At 70.7% G+C, this 22,077-nt stretch carries 16 protein-coding genes and 1 pseudogene; 11 read left to right on the plus strand and 6 right to left on the minus strand.

What is annotated here, in order from left to right:
- Positions 1-26 precede the first annotated feature (26 nt).
- From ACLQ29_RS16460 to ACLQ29_RS16480, 5 genes are all read left to right on the plus strand, one after another.
- The gene (locus ACLQ29_RS16460; protein ID WP_425772402.1) at positions 27-1,010 is read left to right on the plus strand and encodes an ABC transporter substrate-binding protein; all 984 of its coding nucleotides are present in this window, start codon (positions 27-29) and stop codon (positions 1,008-1,010) included.
- Positions 1,007-3,115, plus strand: a complete 2,109-nt coding sequence (locus ACLQ29_RS16465; protein ID WP_425772403.1) for an iron ABC transporter permease — start codon at positions 1,007-1,009, stop codon at positions 3,113-3,115. Before ACLQ29_RS16460 ends, ACLQ29_RS16465 begins: the two co-directional genes overlap by 4 nt.
- 27 nt (positions 3,116-3,142) lie before the next feature.
- Complete coding sequence (locus tag ACLQ29_RS16470; RefSeq protein WP_425772404.1) at positions 3,143-4,048, plus strand: siderophore-interacting protein; 906 nt, start codon at positions 3,143-3,145, stop codon at positions 4,046-4,048.
- Between the two features lie 131 nt (positions 4,049-4,179).
- Positions 4,180-5,640: an SDR family NAD(P)-dependent oxidoreductase gene (locus ACLQ29_RS16475; RefSeq protein ID WP_425772405.1), complete on the plus strand. Its 1,461-nt coding sequence runs from the start codon at positions 4,180-4,182 to the stop codon at positions 5,638-5,640.
- 28 nt (positions 5,641-5,668) lie between these two features.
- Positions 5,669-6,145 (plus strand): heme-degrading domain-containing protein, encoded by a 477-nt coding sequence (locus tag ACLQ29_RS16480; RefSeq protein ID WP_425772406.1) that lies wholly within the window; start codon positions 5,669-5,671, stop codon positions 6,143-6,145.
- A gap of 21 nt (positions 6,146-6,166) precedes the next feature.
- On the opposite strand, the gene ACLQ29_RS16485 is transcribed toward ACLQ29_RS16480, so the two are convergent.
- Positions 6,167-7,543: an FAD-dependent oxidoreductase gene (locus ACLQ29_RS16485; RefSeq protein WP_425772407.1), complete on the minus strand. Its 1,377-nt coding sequence runs from the start codon at positions 7,541-7,543 to the stop codon at positions 6,167-6,169.
- A 177-nt stretch (positions 7,544-7,720) separates the two neighbouring features.
- On the opposite strand from ACLQ29_RS16485, the gene ACLQ29_RS16490 reads away from it, so the two are divergent.
- Positions 7,721-9,106, plus strand: a complete 1,386-nt coding sequence (locus ACLQ29_RS16490; RefSeq protein WP_425772408.1) for a serine hydrolase domain-containing protein — start codon at positions 7,721-7,723, stop codon at positions 9,104-9,106.
- A gap of 92 nt (positions 9,107-9,198) precedes the next feature.
- Positions 9,199-10,527, plus strand: a complete 1,329-nt coding sequence (locus ACLQ29_RS16495; protein WP_425772409.1) for an alpha/beta hydrolase — start codon at positions 9,199-9,201, stop codon at positions 10,525-10,527.
- A gap of 27 nt (positions 10,528-10,554) precedes the next feature.
- Here ACLQ29_RS16495 and ACLQ29_RS16500 read toward each other — a convergent pair whose 3' ends face one another.
- Complete coding sequence (locus ACLQ29_RS16500; protein ID WP_425772410.1) at positions 10,555-11,772, minus strand: MFS transporter; 1,218 nt, start codon at positions 11,770-11,772, stop codon at positions 10,555-10,557.
- Positions 11,773-11,822: 50 nt separating this feature from the next.
- On the opposite strand from ACLQ29_RS16500, the gene ACLQ29_RS16505 reads away from it, so the two are divergent.
- On the plus strand, positions 11,823-12,917 hold the full coding sequence (locus ACLQ29_RS16505) for an ROK family protein (RefSeq protein ID WP_425772411.1): 1,095 nt from the start codon (positions 11,823-11,825) through the stop codon (positions 12,915-12,917).
- Positions 12,918-12,924: 7 nt separating this feature from the next.
- A complete protein-coding gene (locus ACLQ29_RS16510; RefSeq protein ID WP_425772412.1) occupies positions 12,925-13,104 on the plus strand; it encodes a hypothetical protein in 180 nt (59 codons plus the stop codon).
- 28 nt (positions 13,105-13,132) lie between these two features.
- Here the strand turns inward: ACLQ29_RS16510 and ACLQ29_RS16515 are convergent, their stop codons facing one another.
- From ACLQ29_RS16515 to ACLQ29_RS16525, 3 genes and pseudogenes are all read right to left on the minus strand, one after another.
- Positions 13,133-13,576, minus strand: a complete 444-nt coding sequence (locus ACLQ29_RS16515; RefSeq protein WP_425772413.1) for a hypothetical protein — start codon at positions 13,574-13,576, stop codon at positions 13,133-13,135.
- A 1-nt stretch (position 13,577) separates the two neighbouring features.
- Entirely contained in the window at positions 13,578-18,041 is a 4,464-nt protein-coding gene (locus ACLQ29_RS16520; protein WP_425772580.1) for a DUF6531 domain-containing protein, read from the minus strand.
- 336 nt (positions 18,042-18,377) lie between these two features.
- A pseudogene (locus ACLQ29_RS16525) lies at positions 18,378-18,725 on the minus strand (MerR family transcriptional regulator); the annotation flags it as partial.
- A 334-nt stretch (positions 18,726-19,059) separates the two neighbouring features.
- Here ACLQ29_RS16525 and ACLQ29_RS16530 point away from each other — a divergent pair.
- Both ACLQ29_RS16530 and ACLQ29_RS16535 read left to right on the plus strand, forming a co-directional pair.
- On the plus strand, positions 19,060-19,587 hold the full coding sequence (locus ACLQ29_RS16530; RefSeq protein ID WP_425772414.1) for a hypothetical protein: 528 nt from the start codon (positions 19,060-19,062) through the stop codon (positions 19,585-19,587).
- A gap of 270 nt (positions 19,588-19,857) precedes the next feature.
- The gene (locus tag ACLQ29_RS16535; RefSeq protein ID WP_425772415.1) at positions 19,858-21,012 is read left to right on the plus strand and encodes a DUF1996 domain-containing protein; all 1,155 of its coding nucleotides are present in this window, start codon (positions 19,858-19,860) and stop codon (positions 21,010-21,012) included.
- Positions 21,013-21,080: 68 nt separating this feature from the next.
- On the opposite strand, the gene ACLQ29_RS16540 is transcribed toward ACLQ29_RS16535, so the two are convergent.
- A complete protein-coding gene (locus tag ACLQ29_RS16540) occupies positions 21,081-22,058 on the minus strand; it encodes a hypothetical protein (protein WP_425772416.1) in 978 nt (325 codons plus the stop codon).
- Between the last annotated feature and the right edge of the window lie 19 nt (positions 22,059-22,077).

Consider the following 22,077-nt stretch of genomic DNA (forward strand, 5'->3'; position numbering starts at 1 on the left):
TTCATCCGCAACAGAGAAAGACCGTCATGACCCGTACCCGTTTCACAGCCCTTCTCGCCGTCGTCGCCGCATTGACGCTCGGCGCCTGCGGCACCACCGAGAACGCCGCAACGCCGGACCCCTCCGCCTCGGCGGCCGGCGGCCCGGTCACCCTCACCGACGGCCGGGGCAAGGAGGTCACCCTCAAGGCCCCGGCGACAAAGGTCGTCGGGCTGGAGTGGGGCGAGGTCGAGATGCTCGTCAGCCTCGGCGTCATGCCCGTCGGCGTCGCCGACCCGAAGGGATACGGCACCTGGGTCACCGCCGCGAAGCTCGACCCGGGTGTCAAGGACGTCGGCACTCGTGGCGAGCCCAGCGTCGACTCGATCGTCGCCCTCCAACCCGACCTCGTCGTGATGGAGGACGACCGGGGCGCCACCCTGATCAGCCAACTGGAGAAGTACGTCCCCGTCGTGGTCGCCAAGGGCAGCGACGCCACCGACAACCTCGGCCGGATGCGCAACGACCTCACCATGATCGCGAAGGCCGTCGGCAGGACCACCGCGGCGGAGAAACTGCTCACCGACTTCGACGCGGCCATCGCCGACGGCCGGAAGAAGATCGCCGACGCGGGTGCCGCCGGCCAGCCGTTCGCCATCGCCGACGGCTGGAAGGAGGGCAGCACCGTCAGCATCCGGATGTTCGGCAAGGGCGCGCTCGTCTCCCAGATCGGCATCCAGCTCGGCCTCACCAACGCCTGGACCGGCAAGACCGACGAGGTGTGGGGCCTGGGCCAGACCGACGTCGAGGGCATGACGGTGCTCAAGGATCCGAACCTGCGCCTCTTCTACAGCGCCTCCGACGGCGACGACGTGTTCGCCAACGGTCTCGCCGGCAACGCCATCTGGAAGTCGCTGCCCTTCGTCCGGCAGGGCAACCTGCACAAGATGCCAAACGGCATCTGGACCTTCGGCGGGCCGCTCTCCGGCAAGCAGTACATCGACGAACTCGTCACGACGTACGCGGGGTGAGCGTGCTCAGCGCACCCCCACGCCCGGAGCCGGCCACCCGGCCGGCTCCGGACGGACGCCCGGCCGCGCCCCGCGTCGCCGTCGTCTTCGTCGCCGCGACCCTGCTGCTGCTCGTGGTCGGCGCGGTGCACCTCACCCAGGGCACCTCGAACGTCGGCGCCCTGGACCTGCTGCGGCTCGTGACCGGCACCGACGACGAGGCGGCCCGCGTCCTGATCGCCGCCCGGCTGCCCCGACTGCTCGCGGGGCTGGCCATCGGCGTCGCGCTCGGCTTCGCCGGAGCCGCGTTGCAGTCGATCGCCCGCAATCCACTCGCCTCGCCCGACACCCTCGCGGTCAACGCGGGCGCCCACCTGGCGATCGTCTCGGTGGCCGCGTTCGGTGTCTCGCTCCCCGCGCTGCCCGCCGGCGGCCTCGCCTTCTGCGGGGGGTTGGCCGCCGCCGGTCTGGTGCTGGCGATGTCCTCCGGCGGGCAGGCCGGCACCACCCGGCTCATCCTCGCCGGCTCGGCGACCGCCCTGGCGCTCGGGTCGGTGACCACCCTGCTGCTGCTCCTGTTCGAACAGGCCACCATCGGCCTGTTCGCCTGGGGGAACGGCTCGCTGGTGCAGAGCGACCTGACCGCGCTCACCCAACTGGCCCCGGTGATCGTCGCCGCGATCGTCATGGTGATGCTGCTCGGGCACCGCCTCGACATCCTCGCCCTCGGCGACGACACCGCCACCGTGCTCGGGCTCGACGTGCGGCGTACCCGGCTCACCGTCATGGTGCTGGCCGTGCTGCTGTCCGCCGCGGCCGTCACCCTCACCGGTCCGGTCGGCTTCGTCGGCCTGTGCGCCCCGGTGATCGTCCGGCTGCTCGGCCCCGTGGTGCCGGGGGTGCACCGGCACCGCATCCTGCTGCCGTTGTCCGGCATCGCCGGCGTCATCATCGTGCTCGGCTCGGACGTGCTGTTGCGCGCCGTGATGGGCGGGCAGGCCGGGGTCGACATCCCCACCGGCGTGGTCACCACCCTGTTCGGCGCGGCGATCCTGATCTGGCTGGCGCGCCGGCACCGCGACGCCGGCCCCACCCGCCGCCCGCCCGGCGGGCACGCGGCGGTCCGCTCCGCCGCGTTCCACCGCGGCGTCGTCGCCGTCACCGCCGTGGTCACCGTCAGCGCCGTGACGGTCGGCATGCTCGCCGGTGACACCTGGGTGCTGCTCGGTGACGTCGTCAACTGGGTCAACGGCAGCACCGGGCCCGCGTACACCTTTGTGTTGGACCAGCGGTGGCCGCGTGTCGCCGCGGCGGTCCTGGCCGGCGCGGCGCTCGCGGTCGCCGGCACCACGGTGCAGGCGGTCTGCCGCAACCCGCTCGCCGAACCCGGCATCCTCGGCATCACCGCCGGCGCCGGGCTGGGAGCCGTCTCCCTGCTCACCTTCGTGCCGCTGGCCGGCGTGTGGGCCGTCTCCGGCGTCGCCGGACTCGGCGCGATGCTGGCCTTCGCCCTGGTCTACGGCCTGGCCTGGCGCGGCGGGCTGAGTTCCGACCGGCTGGTGCTGATCGGCTTCGGCGCCTGGCAGGGCGGGATGGCGGTCATCACGTACCTCGTCGTCGCCTTCGACCCGTGGAACACCGGCAAGGCGCTGACCTGGCTGTCCGGCTCCACCTACGGTCGGATGCCCACCCAGGTGCTGCCGGTGCTGATCGCCCTGCTGGTGCTCACCCCGGCCGTGGTCGCCGCCCGTCGCGACCTCGACCTGCTGGCGCTTGACGACGACACTCCCCGGGTGCTGGGCGTCCGGCTGGAACGCACCCGGCTGGTCGCGCTCGGGGCGGCGGCGCTGCTCACCTCCACCGCCGTCTCGGCCGTCGGGGTCATCGGCTTCGTCGGACTGGTCGCCCCGCACGCCGCGCGGGCGCTCGTCGGCGGGCGGCACTCCCGGGTGCTGCCGGTGGCCGCCCTGCTCGGCGCGGCGCTGGTCAGCATCGCCGACACCCTCGGCCGGACGGTCATCGCTCCGGCCCAGATTCCCGCCGGCCTGGTCACGGCCATGATCGGCGCCCCGTACTTCGTCTGGCTGCTGTGGCGCTCCCGCGCCGTGGCGAGCCCCACCCGGTAGACGCCGGCCCGAGTCGAGAGAGGCACCATGACCGACACCCTGCCCATCGCGCCGTACCGCGTGTTCGCCGTCACCGTCCGCGCGGTACGCCGACTCAGCCCGTCCTTCACCCGGGTGACCTTCACCGGAGCGGACCTCGACCGCTTCGCCGACAACGGTGACGACCAGCGGATCAAGCTGGCGCTGCCGCTGCCCGGTGAGCGCGGGGTGGATCTTCCCCAGGGCGCGGACTGGTACGCGACCTGGCGAGGCATGCCCGAGCACCGACGCCCCCCGATCCGTACCTACACGGCGCGGGCCGTCCGACCGCACCTGGCCGAGGTCGACGTCGACCTGGTGCTGCACGGCGACGGCGGGCCGGCGACGCGCTGGGCGCGGCGGGTGAGCGAGGGCGACCAGATCGCCATCGTCGGGCCGGACTCCGCGTACGACGGTGACCACGGCGGGGCCGAGTTCCGCCCGTCGGCCGGGAGCAGCCTGCTGCTGGCCGGGGACGAGACGGCCGTGCCGGCGATCGCCAGCATCTGCGAGCGCCTGCCCCGCGAGGCCCGGGGCGTGGTCCTGCTGGAGGTGCCCGACGGCGACGACGTGCTGCCGTTTGCCGCGCCCCCCGGCGTCGACGTGCGCTGGCTGCCCCGGGGCGTCGACGCCCATGGCAGCCAGCTCGTACCCGCCGTCGCCGTGGCGGCGGAAGAGCTGCTGGCCCCGGGGACGGCGCGGGCGGCCCAGCCGGTCGCGGACGTGGACGTCGACACCGAGATCCTGTGGGAGGTCCCCGACGAGGTGACCGCGACACCGCTGTACGCGTGGCTCGCCGGGGAGGCCGGCGTCATCCGGAACCTGCGCCGGCACCTGGTGACCGAGCGGGGCCTGGACCGGCGGGCGGTGGCCTTCATGGGCTACTGGCGTCTCGGCCGCGCCGACGACGCCTGAGGCCCACCGCCGCCACGAGGACGACAGGCGCACGCGAGGTGCGGCGCGGCCCACGAGGTGCGTACAGTTTCGGGTCGGACTTGGGGCGGGCCGGCTGGACCGGCACGGGATACGGGACGAGACACAGACGCATGACGGTGGACAACGTTACCGATAACGGTCAAGAGGGCATTGACCGAAGCCGGCTGGAGGCCTGCCTCAGCGTCTTCGAGGCGTTGGAGGATCTGCCCTCGGACCACCCGGACGTGGTGCGGGTGCAGCGGGCCACCGCCCGCCTCTACAAGGTGATCAAGCAGCGGCGGCGCGAGGAACGGCGGGACGCCATCCTCGCCGCCGACCGCGCGGTGACGGAGGCCACCGCCACCGGCGCACCGGGGCGGATCGACGACGAGACCCAGGGCATCCCGCTCGCGTCCTCCGCCGCGGGCGAGACGGCGGGCTTCCTGCACAACCCCCGCGGCTGCTACGTGTGCAAGCAGCGCTACCGCGAGGTGGACGCCTTCTACCACCAGCTCTGCCCGTCCTGCGCCGCGCTCAACCGGGAGCGCCGCGACGCCCGTACCGACCTGACCGGCCGGCGCGCGCTGCTCACCGGCGGCCGGGCGAAGATCGGCATGTACATCGCGCTGCGGCTGCTGCGCGACGGCGCGCACACGACAGTGACCACCCGGTTCCCGCACGACGCGGTCCGCCGGTTCGCCGCCATGCCCGACAGCGGGGACTGGCTGCACCGTCTGCGCATCGTCGGCATCGACCTGCGCGACCCCGCCCAGGTGATCGCCCTCGCCGACTCGGTCAGCAGCCAGGGCCCCCTGGACATCCTGATCAACAACGCGGCGCAGACCGTCCGCCGCTCCCCCGGGGCGTACGCGCAGCTCATCGCCGCCGAGGCCGCGGCGCTGCCGGACGGCCCGCTGCCGGAGCTGATCACGTTCGCCAAGCCGGACGGCCAGGGCGGCCCGGTGGGCAGCCTGACCGCCGGGCCACAGTCGACGGCGCTCACCCCGCACGCGCTCACCGCGCTGGCGCTCACCAGCGGCTCCGCCTCACCGGAGCGGATCGCCGCGTCCACCGCCATCGACGCCGGGGGTCTCGTGCCCGACCTCGACTCGGTCAACAGCTGGGTCCAGCGGGTGCAGGAGGTGGACCCGGTCGAGCTGCTCGAAGTGCAACTGTGCAACGTCACCGCGCCGTTCGTGCTGGTCAGCCGGCTCCGGCCGGCGATGGCGGCCGCGCCGGCCCGACGCAAGTACGTGGTGAACGTGTCGGCGATGGAGGGCCAGTTCGGCCGCGGCTACAAGGGGCCGGGGCACCCGCACACGAACATGGCGAAGGCCGCGTTGAACATGCTGACCCGCACCAGCGCACAGGAGATGCTTACCGACGGCATCCTGATGACAAGCGTCGACACCGGCTGGATCACCGACGAACGCCCGCACCCGACGAAGATGCGGCTGGCCGACGAGGGCTTCCACGCCCCGTTGGACCTGGTGGACGGCGCGGCCCGGGTGTACGACCCGATCGTCCGCGGCGAGCTGGGCGAGGACCTGTACGGCTGTTTCCTGAAGGACTACGCGCCCTGCGCCTGGTGATCGCCGGGTACGGACGATGAGGAGAGTCATGTCAGCTGATCGTGAATCGTGGCCGACCTTGGACGAGTTGCTGCGCGAGGAGACCGAGCTGGAGCTCGCGGGCCTGTCCGAGACCGACGCGTACGAGCTGGGGCAACTCGCCGTCGCCGCCGCCCGGGAACAGCGGTTGCCGGTCTCGGTGGGGGTGTGGCGGGCCGGTCGCCAGCTGTTCCACTGTGGCCTGCCCGGGTCGACGGCGGACAACGACGGGTGGTTGCGTCGCAAGGGGCGGGTGGTGATGCGGTTCGAGCACTCCTCGCTCTACATGGCCCGGTTGTGCCAGGACAAGAAGGTGACGCTGGCCGAGAAGTTCGGTCTGCCGGCCTCCCGCTACGCCGCGGCCGGCGGTGCGGTGCCGCTGCGGGTACGCGGCACCGGCGTGGTGGGCTGGGTCGGCGTGTCCGGGCTCCCGCAGCTCGAGGACCACCGCTTCGTCGTCGACATCCTGCGCAAGCTGCCCCGCTAGGGCCGGCGTCAAAGCCCCCGGTCAGCGTGCGCGCTGGTTGGCCCGCAGGGCGCCGAGGAGCACACCGGGCCGGGCCAGCGTGAGTGGGTGTTCCCGCATGGAGACGACCTGGTTGAACCGTCGCGCGATCGCCACGTCGGTGACGGTCGCGGCGATGATCTGCCGGCTGGCCCAGCTGGTGATGCGGTGCCCGCGCGGGTAGGGCCCGTCGACGTGCGGCAGCGCCAGGTCGGCCGAGGTCGACGTCGACCACGCGGCGTCGACGACGATCTTCTGCAACGCGAAGTACTCGCGTGCGGGGGCGGTCAGATCCGGCCGGCCGCGCAGGTACGTCGACAGGCAGGCCGCGTGCAGGGCCGCCGCCGTCATGCCCTGTCCGTAGACCGGGTTGAACGATGCGACGGCGTCGCCCACGCTGACGAGCCCGCCCGGGAACCGCCCCAGCGCGTGGAAGTCCCGCCGCCGACTGTCGGCGTGGTGGTAGGTCTGGACGTCGCCGAGCATCTCCTGGCCGGCGACGTCGCCGAACTCGGGCGGAAACTGCTCCCGTAGTCGGCGGACGAAATCCTGCGCCGTGCTGCCGGGGCGGTGGTCCCCGTAGCCGGCCATCATGGCCATCCACCGACCGTCCTCGATGGCGAAGAACGCGGCGCCGGCCACGTCCGAGGCCATCTTCGGGGTGTTCAGCGCCAGTGCGACGGTCGAGGACGGGGCCGTCTGCGGGCGGCGGAACAGGGCTGTCGCGTAGTTGAGGTGCACGGTCATCCGCCGGGTGACCGGTCGGTCCCAGCCGGCCTGCTCCAGCCAGGCCGACAGCTTGCTCGACCGCCCCATGGCGTCCACCACGAGGTCGCCGCTCTCCACGCCGGGCACCCCGCCGACGTCGCAGCGCACACCTGTGACCACGGTGCCGTCGAACACGAGACCCGTGGCACGGGCAGTGACGGTCTTGACGTTCGGCAGTCGCAGCACCTGTTGGCGGATCAGTCCCTCCAGGAGCGGGCGACTGCCGGCCAGGCTGTCGGCGTCGTCGGGGACGACGACCCGCAGGCGACCGTCGAGGTAGTTGCGCCTGGCCGCGGGCGGCGCCTCGACCGCACCGCGCGCCAGGGCCTCCTCGCGGAAGCCCGGAAACAGCCGCTCGAACTGGAGGAAGCCGCCGGGCAGCAGCGCGTGCAGCTGCGTCCCCTGGGGTACACCGGGACGCGCGCCGCTCACCTGCGGGTCGTCCCGGTCGATGATGACGACGCTGTCGGCGTAGTCGGAGAGCACGCGAGCGGCCAGCAGGCCGGCGACACTGCCGCCGACCACGACTGCCGTGCCCAGCACCGGGGTCGGCTGGTCGGGGGGTCGCACCGCGTTCAGCTCGGCGAAGATCCGGGCGCGGGAGAGGGACATCGTGCTCTCCAAGGGTATGGATGGTCGGTCGGGGTGACGCCCGCCGATCGTTGCACAAGCACCGCACATTTACCGAACGTGTCCGCATGGTGACTAGCTGCTGACCGGCGGGTGGGCATGGCCGAGGTTGGAGGGCTCGGTTGGCGGACGTCGATGTCAACTGTCACGATTCCCGGCATGCCCATCGCACGTCGTACTCTGCTCGGGGGCGGTCTGGCCGCCGTGACCTCCGCCCTCGCCGGCTGCGCCGACGACGGCGCGCCGAAGCCCGGCCTGGGCGATCCCGGCGACGCGGCGACCGCGACCGACGCCGCCGGAAACCGGGTGGGCTTCGGCTCGGCGGGCAACAGCGCGGCGCCGTCCGGCTCGCCGAGCGCCACCGCGACACCGGGTGGCGGTGGCGTGCCAGCCGGCCAGGCCCGATACGCGCAGGGCGTGACGGCGCTGCTGCGCAAGCACCTCCCCGCCACCGGCCAGACGGTTGCGCACAAGGGCTTCCCCGGTGCCGTCGCGGTCGTCCTGGTCGATGGGAAGACGACTGTGCACACCGCCGTCGGGGAGGCGCTGCGCTACGGCGCCGGCCCGAAGCTCCTCCCGGCGGGCCAGCGTGTCGCGATGCGCCCCGACTCCATCTTCGACCTCGCCTCGGTGACGAAGGTCTACACGGCCATCCTGCTGCTGCAGCAGGTCGACAAGGGCCGCGTCGACCTGGGCGCCCCGGTCCGCGACTACCTGCCGGGCTTCACCGGGACCGGCACGGAACGCGTCACCGTCGAGATGCTGCTCACCCACACCAGCGGCCTGCCCGTCGGCGCCAAGGTCACCGGCCTCGCCGGCAACGCGGCCCGCTGGAACGCCGTGCTCACCACCGGGCTGGTCTCCGGCGCCGTGCCCGGGGACACGTTCCGCTATTCCAGCGTCGGGCTCATGGTCGCCGGCAAGATCGTCGAGAAGGTCACCGGCCAGCGGCTCGACCAGGCGCTCAAGAGCAGCCTCACCGGCCCGCTGGGCCTGCGCGACACCGGTTTCACCCCCAACACGTGGCTGTCGGGCACGGCGAAGACCGGCCGACTCGTCGCCACCGACGCCCGATCGTCGCGCGGCCTGCTCCGTGGCACCGTCCACGACGACGCCGCCAACCACCTCGGCGGCGTCGCCGGTCACGCCGGCGTCTTCGCGACCGCCACCGAGCTCGCGGCGATCGGTCAACTGCTCCTCGACGGGGGCACCCACCGGGGCAAGCGGATCCTCGGCGCGGCCACCGTGCGCCGGATGCTCACCAACCACAATGCCGGAAAACCCGCCGTCGACCCGGAGCGGCCCAACCGGACCGCCGCCCACGGCCTCGGCGTCGTCCTCAACCAGAGCTGGTTCATGGGCCGGCTCGCCTCGGCCCGGACCTTCGGTCACACCGGCTTCGCCGGCCCCTCGCTCCTGGTCGATCCCCGCCGCAAGCTCGTCCTCGCCCTGCTCACCAACCGCGCGCACCCCAACTGGAGTTGGTCGAATCCCGATCCGGTCCGCGCGGCGGTCGGCGACCTGCTCGCCAAAGAGGTCGCCTGAGCAAGGGCGGAAGGTGTGGACCGCCGAACCTCACCCTGACACGATACTTGCGCTAGAAGTGCAAATACTTCGTCTCGAACGGTGGAGGATCGATGCACACGTCTCGCCGGAGGTTGCTCGCCACGGTGGCCGGGGTCGCGCTCGCCGCCAGCCTGTCCGTCGCCCCCGTCCCGCGTGCCGCCGAGGCCGCCGCCCCGCCGGCGTACCGTCCGGTGGTCTTCGTGCACGGCAGCGCGGGATCCGCGGCGCAGTTCCAGTCCCAGGCCAAACGTCTGACCAGCAACGGCTATCCGATCGACATCATCGAGGCCCACGAGTACGACTCGCCGAACATCGCCACGATCCTGCCCCAGGTGTACGCGGGTCTCGACGCGCGGATCACCCGCCTGCTGGCAGCCACCGGCGCGGATCGGGTCGACCTGCTCGCGCACTCCCTGGGCACCTTCGTCATGCAGGGCTACCTCAACAGCTCACCGACGCGCGCGGCCCGGGTGGCGCACTACGTCAACCTGGACGGCCGCACCGCGACGACCCCACCCGGTGGGGTGCCCACCCTCGCGATCTGGGGTGAGGGCGACCCGGCCCGCGCCATCGTCGGCGCGACGAACGTGCACCTCCCCGACCAGTCACACACCCAGACCGTGTCGTCGCCGGAGTCGTTCGACGAGATCTTCCGATTCCTGCGTGGTCGCCCGCCACACACGACGCGGATCGTGCCGCAGCTCTTCGGCACCGCCCGGGTCTCCGGCCGCGCGGTGCTGTTCCCGAGCAACGTGGGCGTCACCGACGCGACCCTGGAGGTCTACCCGGTCAACCCGTTGACCGGCGGTCGGCTGTCGCAGCGGCCCGCGCATCGGGCGCCCCTGAGCGGCGACGGCGCGTTCGGCCCCGTGCCGGTCCTCGCCACGGCCCGCTACGAGTTCGCGATCGTGCGCGCGGGCGCGCCGACGCACCACTTCTACTTCCAGCCGTTCCGCCGCTCGGACTCGTTCCTGCGCCTCGCGACAAGCGTGCCGGGCGAGGGCCTCAGCGCGCTCGTCGACACCAGCGACCGACACACGGCGCTGACGATCCAGCGTCAGAAGGAGTGGTGGGGCGACCAGGGCGACGCCGGCGACCACCTCTGGATCAACGGCAGGGATGTCCTGAACGCGGCGAACACGCCACGCGCCAAGAGGACGATCGGCATCTTCGCCTTCGACGACGGCAGCGACGGTGTGACCGACCTGTCCGCCCCGTTGCCGGAGTTCTTCAGCCAGACCTTCATCACGGGCATGGACGTGTTCATCCCGGCCGCCCCGGCGCACCTCGGCCTCGTCGGGATCACGGTGGGTCAACGCGGCGGCGGTCACGTCGTGCTCAACGTGCCCAACTGGAGGTCGAGCGCCCATCGGGTGACGGTGAACGTCGACGACTTCTGAGCCGCCCGCCGTGGGTCTCCGGCCACCTCAGCTCGCGACGGTGGCCGGGACCCGCTCGCGCGTCCGCCGGCCGACGGCGAAGCTGACCAGCCCCAGGGCCAACCCGAGGACCGCGAGGACCGCGCCCACCCGGGCGGGCGCGAGATAACCGAGCCCGGCGGCGATGGCGACGCTGCCCAGGGCGGCGCCCAGGCTGTTGGCGATGTTCATGGCCGACTGGTTGACCGCCGCACCCATCAGCTGCGCGCCCGGGGCGACGGTGATCAGACGGGCCTGCAGGACCGGGCCGAGGTAGAGGCTCGTCGCACCGACCAGGAACGCGCCCACGAACAGGCCGACCGGGTTTGCCGCGACGAGACTGAACGCGGTGATGCTCACGATCATCGCGACGAACCCGATGACCATGCTCCGCCGCAGGTCACGGTCCGCGAACCACCCACCCAGTGCATTGCCGACGGTCATGCCGAGGCCCACCGCGACGAGCGCCCACGGCACCGTCGCGGCGGAGAGCCCGGCGACGTCGGTGGTCACCGGCGCGATGTAGCTGTCCACGGCGAAGAACCCGGCGAAACCGACCGCGCCCGTCGCGGCGACCAGCCAGACCTGCGAGGTGCGCAGCGACCGCAACTCGGCAGCCGGCGAGCCGTCGGCAGCCGCGGCGACCTCCGGGACGACCGCCAGCACCGCCAGCAGGGTGAGCACGAAGACACCGGCGATGACCAGGTACGCGACGCGCCAGCTGGTCGCCTGCCCGAGCCGCGTGATGAGGGGTACGCCGACCACGTTGCTCACGGTCAGGCCGCTGAGCACGGTAGCGAAGCCCCGGGCCTCGTTACCGGGACCCATCAGCGACGCCGCGAGCAGGCCGGCCGCGCCGAAGTACGCGCCGTGCGGAAGCGCCGCCGCGAACCGCGCCACCAGCACCAGGTCGAAGGTGGGGGCGACCGCGGAGCCGACCGTGCCGACGGCGAAGAGGACGAGCAGCCCGAGCACGAGCCTCTTGCGGGGCAGGCGCGCGCTCAGCGCGGCGATCAGGGGCGCGCCCACGACCACGCCGAGCGCGTACGCGGTGATCATCCAACCCGCTCGGGCGACAGCTCCCGACGACGACTGGGCGTACTCCCGCGAGAGCAGACCGCGCGCGATGTCGGGCAGCAGGCCCATCGCCACGAACTCGGTCAGGCCGATCGCGACGCCACCCAGTGCCAGGGCGACAAGCGCCGCCACCCGTCGACCTCTGCTCATCTCGATCACCGAGAAAATTTAGCAACAGCGTTGCGTAATAGGGTGTCGAGATGACTCGCATCACTGCGGACGTCAGGTTCCTCCGCGGCTACAACCAGGCACTGGTGCTGGGCGTGGGTCGTACCGCTCGACGGTTCGAGCGGTCAACTGTGGTCCAGGCCACCGGCCTGACCCCACAGGCGGTCTCCAAGGTCATCGCCCGCCTCAGCGCCGCCGGACTGATCCGCCCCACCACCGCGCGCCGGCCGGGCGTCGGCAAGCCCGCGGTCGTCTACGAACTCGTCCCCGACAGCCGCTACGCCATCGGCGCCCACGTCGCCCGGCGCACGCTGCGGCTGGCCCTGGTCGACCTCGCCGGCACCGTGCGCCACTCGACGGTCAGCCCACTGCCCGACGACTTCACCCCGGAACAGCTTCTCGACGCCCTGACCGCCGGCGTCGACACCATCACCGGCAGCACCGACATCCGGGGCCGGCTCACCGGCGTGGGCATCGGCATGATCGGCCCACTGGACCACGCCCACGGCCTGGTCCGCGGCGCCCACGGCCTGCGGCACTGGCACGACGTACCGCTGCGGGAGATCGCCGAGAAGCACCTGGGGCTGCCCGTCCACCTCGACAAGGACGTCACCGCGGGGATCACGGCCGAAGCCTGGCGACACGGCGCGACCTTCGGCGACGCGGCGCTCATCATGATCGAGTCCGGAATCGGCGGGGGCTTCTGGCTGGGCGGCGCGGCCCACCGTGGCGCGCACACCAACGCGGGAGAGTTCGGCCACACGGTCGTCGACCTGGACGGTCCCCGCTGCGTCTGCGGCCGGCACGGATGCCTGGAGATCGTGCACCACCACGCCACCAAGGCCGGTGACCTGGCCCGTGCCGCCCGCGTCGTGGCCGTGGGCGTCGTCAACCTGCTCCAGACCCTCGACCTCGCCCACGTGGTGCTGGCGGGCGCGGATCTCCTCCGGCATCCGGAGACCTACCTCGCGGCCGTCACCGACGCCGTCGAGGCGGACGCGCGACGCGTGGACTGGCTCCGCACCCGGGTGACCGTGTCCAGCCTCGGCGCGGACGCCATCGCCGCAGGGGCCGCCATGCAGATCCTCGACCAGCACTACGGCATCCCGGAACTCGCCCAGAGCTGAGCGCGCGATGACGCCCCGCACCGCCGCGGAATCCGCTGCCGGTCGCGGAGCACGCAGCGGTGCACCGGCACAGGGCATCGCGCAGGGGGCGCTGCTCGTTCAACTCGACGCGGCCGTGACCGGCTTCGTGGACCGCATAGCCGGCACCCACGCCGGCCGCCGGGTCGCCATGGTTCGCAGCGACTGAGGTCAACACCCTCCCGCCCACTGGCCGGTCATCGGGATGAACCCACCAGACCCCGCAGACGCCGCAACGTCGCCTCCAGATCTTCGGCCACAGGCTCATTGACGGCAAGCTCGTTGCCGGGATCCTTGAGGAAGGTCGATATCCCGGACAGCAAGGCAGTGAGGACATCCGACATCGATGCGGAGCCTATCAACGCATTTCCGGCCGTCACGGTCAGCACGTCATTTTTTCGCTGAAAATTCAACGAGAATGATGAATCGGGGCCCACGAACAGAAAGCGCGAGGCATTCCCCTCTGCCACCTCCGAGAGTCCATCGACCAGTTGAACGATGCCCAGGTAGATCATCATTGACCTACTCGGCCGATGCCCGGCCGACGAGACGTCCGCCGAATCCACGACCACTCGCAGATCACCCAGGTCAAACGACGAGGCGGCCGGCCCATCTTGGTGCCTTGAAAACTCGAAGCGCACGCTACACTCCCTGCCGAACCGGAAATATGGTGATCACGCGATTTGCGTCGTCGGAATCAACAATTACTCTGACCCAGTCCCGAACACCGTTTACCTTCATCTTCTTCTCGAAAGTCTGCAACCGGCGGGCCGGATCGGAGATTCGGCTTCCCCGCTGGACGACCGTCTCGGCTGCGGCCGTAAGTTGATCACGCGTGGTCCCACTGGCAAACAGGTCCCCCGGCCCATTCGGATGGTTGCCGGAGACGTGCCTGGCATCCACATGAATCCAACCCTCCTTGAGATTTCCGTCTTCCATTCGTGGAGTCGAACGGTGCGGAACCCGGCAGGGGACAAGACCGAACGGATCAATTCGATGCGTGGGATTGTCGACGTAGGCATGCGAGTCGGGCCCCGCATCGAGGCCTAGTGGGTCGGCAGAGGAATACCGGGCGGTGTCTGGGTCGTAGTAGCGGTGGTAGTTGTACGAGGCGCCGGTTTCCGGGTCGTGGATCTGGCCGGGGAAGCGGAGTGGGCAGTCGACTCCGGTGGCACTGGTGTGGGTCGGGATGCCCCAGATGGTGGTGCGCTGTTGCCAGGCGACCTGGCCGTCGGGGGTGACCAGTTCGGTGGGTGTGCCGACCAGGTCGGTCACCATCGCGTAGAAGCGGCGGTCGACCTCGTCCTGGTCGCCTGGGCCGTCGGTCTGGCTGATCGGGGTGAACGTGCCGGGGGCGTACTCCCAGGTGCTGGTCCGGTCGCCGTCGTCGCGGCGGTGGGTCTGCTCGATCAGGCGGGGGCCGTCCCAGGCGAAGTCGACCTGCTCGACCACACCGCCGTCGGCGTCGAGGCGCTGCTTGGCGACCCGGCGGCCCAGGGCGTCGTACCGGTAGCGCCATCGGGTGCCGTCCGGGGTGGTGACGGCGGTCAGTCGGTCCTCGCTGTCCCAGGTGTAGCGCCAGGTCGAGGGCTTGGTCGAGCGTTCCTTGCGCTGGCGCAGCGTGACCCGGCCCGCGGCGTCATGTTCGTAGCGCACGTTCCCGGCCCGACGGATCAGGGTGCCCGTGTACTCCCGCTCACCCCGAGCGCCGCCGTCGCCATCCCCACCGGGCCAGGCGGCACTGGCCACGTTGCCGGCCTCGTCGTAGGCGTACCGCTCGGTCCAGTCGGCGGCCTGCACCGCGGTGATCCGGCCGGCCCGGTCCAACTCCAACCGCCGCTCCCCGGTGACCTGGTCGGCGACGCTGGTCAGGTAACCGTCAGCGCGGTACTGGTAGGCCCGGTGGGCGACCAGGTCCGGCACGTCGCTGACGAAAGGGCTCGCCGTGAGGATCTGGGAGAGCAGCCGGTGGTTGGCATCCCAACTCTGGGTGAGAGCCAGGCCGCCGACGGTCCGCCGGGTCTCCCGGCCGGCCGCGTCGTGGGTGAAGCTGACCGTCGCGCCACCGGTGTGCAGCGCCACCGGCCGGTGGCCGGCGTCATACTCCCAGGCGCTGTCGACCCCGGCGGGGGTACGTCGGAACGTCCGGCGGCCGAGCGCGTCGTAGGACGAGGTGATGGTCTGCTCGTCGCGGATCTCAGCGAGTATCCGACCGAGTGGGTCGCGGTCGAACCGGAGGTTGGCCTCGGGTGCGGTGGCGTGCAGCAGCCGGCCGGCCGGGTCGTACCCGAAGGTGGTGATGCCCTCGGCGGTGCGCTTCCCCACGACGTTGCCCAGCAGGTCGCGGACGAGCTCGATGGTCTGCCCGGTCCCATTGGTCCGGGCTGTGACCTGGCCGGCACTGTCGTGCGTGTAGGTCTGCGTCCGGCCGTTGAAGTCGGTTTCGGCGACCAGTCGCCCGCCCGGGTCATAGTCGTAGCGCCAGGTCAGCCCGTGCGGGTTCGTGACCGTGGTGAGCCGCAACTCCGTGTCGTAACCGAACGCCAACCGCGCACCGTCCGGCCCGGTACGCGCCACCGGCAGGTCGAAGGGGCCGATCTCGAACTCGGTGGTCGCCCCGGCCTGGTCGGTGTGAGTGACCAGGTTGCCTTCCGGGTCGTAGGTCCACTCCTCACTCGCCCCGTCCGGGCCACGCCGCCAGGCCAGCCGCCCCTCGACGGTCCAACCCAGACGCGTGGTGCCCCCGACGGGGTCGGTGACCTCGGAAACCCGTCCCGCTGAGTCCCGCCGGTAGGTCGACACCGCTCCGGTGGGTTCGGTGACCTGGCTGACCAACCCCACCGGATCCGTCGCCACCACCAGAGTGCCGTCCAGGGCGTCGGTCAGCCCGCTGAGGTGACCAGCCTCGTCGTAGCGGTAGTGGGTGGTCGCGCCGATCGGATCGGTGACCATGGTCAGGTTGCCGCGCTCGTCGTACTCGCGACGCCAGAGGGCACCGTCGACGTCGGTGACCACGACCGGTTGATGCAGGTCGTTGTACGCGGCCGTCGCCCGGCTGCCGTCCGCGCGGGTGACCTCGACCAGATTGCCGTCGTCATCGTAGGACCAACGAGTTGTCCGCCCCAGAGCATCGGTCTCGGACAGCTTCCGATCAGACCCGTCCCACGTGAAGGCCGTGGCATGACCCAACGGATCGATGACCCGGTCGGTCTGGCCACGCTCGGTCAGCTCGTAGACGGTGGTGTGGCCGAGCGAGTCGTCCACCGTGGTCTTCCGGTCGACCGGGTCGTAGTGCAACCGCGCGGACAGGTATCCGCCGGAGCCGGTGGCGGCGACGCAGCGTCCCTGCTCGTCGTAGGTGTAGTGGTACTCCTGCCCGTTACGGTCCTGCCAAAGGGTCAACCGGCCGTCGTCGTCGTAGCCGAACCGCAGCGGCAGCCCCGACCCGTTGATCACCTCGGCGAGGTGACCGGCCTCGTCGTAGCCGAACCGGCCGAGGGTCCGGGCGTCACCCGACGATTCCGCGTCGAGCAGACTCAGCGCCGTCACCTGTCCGTGCAGGGTGTCCACGGCGATCCGGTACCCACCACTGTGCCGAACCTCGGTGACCACACCGTCGCGCCAGTGCAGGTCGATCCGGTGACCGTTGCGGTCGGTCACGGCTGTCAGGGGTAGCACCCGAACGGCGTCGCCGTCACCCTCTGGCTCGGGTTGACCGCCCTCGGGCTCGGGCTGGTCCGACACCGCCCGAAAGTCCGGCACTACCTGAAAGTCCGGCACTACCTGGAAGTGCAGGGCGCGACCGGTCTCCGGCTGGTCGACCCGGAATCCGTCCGGGGTCGGGGTGAGCGGCCAGCGGGGACCCGCCTCCGGCATGACCTGCCCGCCGCCATCCAGAGGCGTCGGATAGGACAGGACCATCCCGTCCTCGGCGACGAAGCACACCCCCTGCTCGTCGACCTCGACCCGCTGATCAAGCGTCGACGCCCAGGACGGCCCGAACCACCGACCAACCCGATACGAGGACACGTGGCTACGGCTGAGGACTAACGGGAGCAGACCCGGTAGCTCGGCGTCGGTCTGGGTGAGCACCACCTCGCCACTGGCCACGTCGATCGGATCACCCGCGCACTTACGCAACCCCAGAGGAATGCTCGGGCGGGGCATGCTCGGAAGCGCCGCCCGCGCCTTGGTCAAACCCTTGGCGAGGGTCGGCAGCCCCTTCTTGGCCAGGGCCAACACCGGTCTTCCCAGCATCGCGAGCCGACCGATAGGCACGACCGTCATCACCGTATCGATCAACAGGTTGGTGAGACTGCCCTTACCCGTCGCCGCATACAGCGACGCATCGATCAGCAGAGCCGCCGCACCCGCCGCGATCGCGATCGGCCCCATGATCGGGGCGAGAATCGGAATGAAAGCGAGCAGACCCGCGACCAGCGAAACGATCTTCAACGCGCCCGACAGCTGCGCCAACAACTCCTGGTTGTCCCGCACGAAGTTGGTGAACTGACCCTTCAGATCCCACCACTTCGGGTTCTCCTTGAACCGCAAACCCTTCGCGTCATTGACCACCCGCACGCAATCACGCACCGCCGTGGACAACTCACCCCGCAAGGCACCCGCCTGGGCCACACACTCGTCCCAGTCCCGCTGCGCCTGCGACAACGCCGAACCCGCCGCACCCGCGTCCGACCGATACGCATCCGGCGCCGCCGCCGCGGCTTCCTCGGGCGGCCGGTCGGCGACCTCCCGCTCATGACGCTCATCAGCCTGCCTCGCCCGATCAGCCCGCCCCCGGGCGGCCTGCAACGCCGCCCACAAACCCGGCGCACGCTGCGCCAACGGACGCATCCGATCCTGCAACGACGACAACGACCCCGCAAACACCGTCAACCCGGTCGACACCCTGCCGAACGCATCACCAGTCACCCGCAAATGCCCCGGCATCTGGGCATTCAGCCCCTCCCGGAACAGATCCCCCTCCGGGCCCACGAACTGCGACGTGTCCAAACCCGTGATCTGCCCCGCCGCCTGCGACGCCGCCGAACCAAAACCCTGCCACCGCGACGCCGACGACCGAACCGCCGACGGATCACCATCCATCTTGAACAAATGCGCCGGAAACTCAGCCACCGCGTCGGACCTCCCCCGTGTCCACGCCAACAAGCCGCACTACGCATCGAAGATAGACACGCGACAAACGTGGATGACATCTTCAGTCGCATATCTCGCACAGTCTGCGCAGGCGACATCAGACGGCGATGGGAAGCTGGCACAATCCGGGCCTACCGGAGGCAGCCGTCCCACGGGACCTTCACCGAGCGGCCTGGGCGGGACCTCGCGTCAGGCGACCGGCACCATCGCGGCGCCCCTCAATGGTGGCGAACCTTTGCGGGCACGGTCCTCAGGCACGAGGGCGTCGGCTTCCGCCCGAGTGCAGCCGCTCGCCGGGCTCTCGCTGTGAGCGATGACCGCGTCGAGCCGGTCCCTGGCCTGCCGGAGGTGGGCGATCTGCTGATCGATGCGGTCGCGTTCGGCGCGCAGCAGCGCCCGGGACTCCGGGGTGTTGACCTGCGCGTCGACGCAGGGCAGCAGGTCCAGGATGGTCCGACTGGACAGGTCGGCGGCGTACAGCATCTGGATCAGGTGCACCCGGTCGACCGCGCTGTCGAGGTAGTGGCGCTGACCGCCGCTGCTCCGTTCGGCCGTCAGGAGTCCCTGCTCCTCGTAGTAGCGCAGGGCTCGCGCGGACACCCCGGTCTGCGCGGCCAGCTCTCCGATGCGCATGGGCCCTCCCCCGTCGGTGACACCAGTCACACAACTTGTCTCTAACGTCAGCGTCAGGTTCCAGCGTAGCCCGCGTACCGCTCGTCGTTGAACCTGCCAGCAGGCACCCATCAGGAAGATCACCGGTGATCGCGCTGGTCACCGGCGCCAATCGTGCCTCGGCCGGCACTTCGCCCGGCAGTTCACCCTGTTGATCAATAACGCCGGGATCTCGATCTACACGAACCTGGTCACCGGCGACCGCCCCGCCGGGCAGTCATAGCCCACCCCGCCTGTCTACCTTTCGTGACCATGAGGGAATCGGAGCGTGATGCTCCCTCGGAATGCTGACGACATGCGCAGAAGACGATTCCCGTGGATTCTGTTATCCCTGCCGCTACTCGGCCTTCTGGCCGCCTGCACCCCTCCCGACGAGCCTCTCGTCGGCCTCGCCGTCCATGATGGCCAGCCGGTCGCTGTCCTGGTGCACTGCGGCGGCATTGTCGCAGGGCTCAGCGTCTACCAGGAATACCCGGACGACGGGACCGATCACCCGGATTTCAGGTGGCGCATCGGCGGCCGACCCACGAGCGATGTCGTGGAGGTTGCCCTGCTTGGTCAGCCGCCGGACGGCTGGACGGTCGACGAGGCCACCGACTACTTCTCGGGGGCGCTGGGCCGTGTGGTGGACGTCGAACCGCTCGCCGAATTCAGGCCAGGGGTCACCTACAGCGTCGGTGGACTTGGCATCATCTCGGTAGATTTCACGCTCGAGGACCTCCCGCGGATCGGCGCGGGCCAGGTGCTGGCGCCGAGCGGGCGGGAGTCCACGAAGGTCATGTCGCGGAAGACCTTCCTGCGCAAGGCCCGCGACGGTTGCTGACCAGGTGGCCGTCGCGGCCAACCGAGGGCCGAGGAATAGCGCGATCGGCACCGGGGCTGCCTGCCACTCAAAGTGACGAGTGGCGGCGCGGTCGCCGATTACAGTTTTTGGAGAAGAATCAGGGAAATGAGATTGATCTGACAGCTAGACCGTCGCGCACAGCCGCTCGGGCAATCGCGGAACGACATTTAAGGGAGATTTAATCGGCCCGGTGGGCAGCGAACAGGAGTCGCACTCGTATTCTTCGCTCGGAAGAAAGGTGCACCCCTGTTGAATAGTCTGCGATCCACCCCTGGGAAACGTCGTTCCGCCACCGCGCTGCTGCTGCTGAGCGTGGCGCTTGCCGGCGGATGCAAGGAGGCCCCGGGCACCCCCGGCGCGTCCAGTCCATCGAGCGACACCGGCATTGGCTCGTCCGGCCCGGAGGCACCGGCGTCCGGTGTCCCCGGTGACGCCGCTGCCCCGCCGAGCGCGTCGAGTGCGCCGGGCACGCCGAGCGCCTCGGCGGCCCCGTCCGCCTCGGGAAAGCCGGTGACCCCGTCGACCGGCGCCGCCCCACCGACCGTGGCCGGTGGCTGGATCACCATCGACCCGGCCGCGCAGGCATCCGCGACGCGTGCGTTCTTCGCCCGCAAGCCCAAGCCGGTGACCGGCAACCCGGTCAAGGTGCCCGAGTTCAACGTCGGTTGCAAGACCAGCCACCACAACAGCGACGACCCGATCGTGCTGCCGAAGCTGGTCGGCGGCTCGCACAACCACACCTTCTGGGGCAACACGTCGACCGACGCCAACTCGACAGCCGAGTCGCTGCGGGCGTCGACGGCAACCACGTGCAACTCGCCGGACGACCAGTCCGCCTACTGGGTGCCCACCATGTACCAGAACGGCAAGGTCGTGGACCCGACGGAGGTGACCGTCTACTACGGATCCCGTCTCAAGGACCCGAGCAAGACCCAACCCTTCCCGTTCGGCCTGCGAATGATCACCGGTAACGCCAAGAACCAGGTCGACACCCCGGACAAGCAGGGCAACCACTTCTGGTGCGCCGGCATCGGCGGCGAAGTCGGCCGCAGCGCCGACAAGACCTTCCCGGTCTGCGCCAAGACCGCGAACATCGTCCGGCAGATCACCTTCCCGGACTGCTGGGACGGCAAGCACCTGGACAGCCCCGACCACAAGGCGCACATGGCCAACGGTGACCACACCGGGGCCTGCCCGAAGAGCCACCCGGTGCCGGTTCCCTCGGTGTCGTTCGTGATCTCGTACCCGCTGAGCGCGAACACGGACGGCATCACCCTCGCGTCCGGCACCTCGTTCTCCATGCACGCGGACTTCTTCAACGCCTGGAAGGACGAGGCGCTCGCCGCACGGGTGCGCAACTGCCTCGACCAGGGCGTGAAGTGCAACTCGGCAGGTAACTTCTGACCGACGAGCACGACGCGACGGCCGGTCACCCCCACTCGGGGGTGACCGGCCGTTGTCGCATGAATCGACTAGAGCCGGGCGGCGCCCGCCTCGGTGGCCTCCCGCACCGCCGAGGTACGGCGAAGCTCAGCCCGCTCGTCGCCAGCCTCCTCGCGGTCCGGGGCGGCCACCCGGGCAGCCACGTTGCTGCTCGCCGCCGCCTGCTCACCTGTCACGCCGCCACGGATCCGGTTGTTCGCGGCCACCTGGGCGGCCGGGTCGTTGGACGTCACGGTCAACCCACCGTTGATGATGTTGTCGTCGACGGTGACACCGCCGGTGGTGTTGGTGACGCTGACGTCCGTGCCCCAGTAGCCGCCGGAGGCGCAACTGTCGAGGGTGCCGTTCGGGCCGAGCTGCACACCACCCAGGTTGCCGGCGAAGGTGGCCCGACCGCGGACCGCGCTGCCGCACACCACGCTGCCGGTGGCGCTGTTCAGCACCGACAGGGTGCCGTCGACGAACGAGTCGTGCACGTCGGTGTAGTAGGTGCCGGTGCTGCTGAGGTTGCGCTGCACCTGGGTGCCGCGGTCGAGCCGGACCTCACCGGCGCCGGCGGTGACCGTCCCGGCGATCGTCGACTGCTCCACGAACAGGAAGCTGTCGACGGTCGCGGTGCCCTTCGGCCGCACCGTCACGTTGCCGCTGCTGGCGCCCTTGAGGAAAATGCCGTAGCCGCCGGCGGCCAACACCACCTGACCGTCGATTGTCGTCTCGGTGGCGTCGAGGTAGCCGTCCGCGGCGACGCGTACCTCACCGCTGACCCGACCACCGGCGACCACCAGGTTGGCGCCGGCCGCGACGGTGACGTTGCCGGTGATCGTGGTGCCGGTCAGGGCGCAGGACTCGCCGGCCGGCACGAGCAGGTCGTTGGGAACGGTCACGGCACCGCCGGTGCCGATGCAGTGGGTGACCAGGTCGGCGTGTGCGGTGGGCGCCACCGCGAACACCGAGGCGGCGACGACGGCGCTCACGGTGGCCAGCTTGGCGACGGTACGTCCGGGCATCGTTGTACTCCCTGTCGAT

Origin of the sequence: Micromonospora sp. DT228, assembly GCF_049841595.1 — a bacterium.
Lineage (GTDB): Bacteria > Actinomycetota > Actinomycetes > Mycobacteriales > Micromonosporaceae > Micromonospora.

Coding starts and splice junctions, on each gene's coding strand:
- ACLQ29_RS16470 (WP_425772404.1), top strand. CDS start 3,143: ATGACCGACACCCTGCCCATCGCGCCGTACCGCGTGTTCGCCGTCACC.
- ACLQ29_RS16540 (WP_425772416.1), bottom strand. CDS start 22,058: ATGCCCGGACGTACCGTCGCCAAGCTGGCCACCGTGAGCGCCGTCGTC.
- ACLQ29_RS16490 (WP_425772408.1), top strand. CDS start 7,721: ATGCCCATCGCACGTCGTACTCTGCTCGGGGGCGGTCTGGCCGCCGTG.
- ACLQ29_RS16485 (WP_425772407.1), bottom strand. CDS start 7,543: ATGTCCCTCTCCCGCGCCCGGATCTTCGCCGAGCTGAACGCGGTGCGA.
- ACLQ29_RS16520 (WP_425772580.1), bottom strand. CDS start 18,041: ATGGATGGTGATCCGTCGGCGGTTCGGTCGTCGGCGTCGCGGTGGCAG.
- ACLQ29_RS16505 (WP_425772411.1), top strand. CDS start 11,823: ATGACTCGCATCACTGCGGACGTCAGGTTCCTCCGCGGCTACAACCAG.
- ACLQ29_RS16480 (WP_425772406.1), top strand. CDS start 5,669: ATGTCAGCTGATCGTGAATCGTGGCCGACCTTGGACGAGTTGCTGCGC.
- ACLQ29_RS16530 (WP_425772414.1), top strand. CDS start 19,060: ATGCGCAGAAGACGATTCCCGTGGATTCTGTTATCCCTGCCGCTACTC.
- ACLQ29_RS16510 (WP_425772412.1), top strand. CDS start 12,925: ATGACGCCCCGCACCGCCGCGGAATCCGCTGCCGGTCGCGGAGCACGC.
- ACLQ29_RS16495 (WP_425772409.1), top strand. CDS start 9,199: ATGCACACGTCTCGCCGGAGGTTGCTCGCCACGGTGGCCGGGGTCGCG.
- ACLQ29_RS16475 (WP_425772405.1), top strand. CDS start 4,180: ATGACGGTGGACAACGTTACCGATAACGGTCAAGAGGGCATTGACCGA.
- ACLQ29_RS16460 (WP_425772402.1), top strand. CDS start 27: ATGACCCGTACCCGTTTCACAGCCCTTCTCGCCGTCGTCGCCGCATTG.
- ACLQ29_RS16500 (WP_425772410.1), bottom strand. CDS start 11,772: ATGAGCAGAGGTCGACGGGTGGCGGCGCTTGTCGCCCTGGCACTGGGT.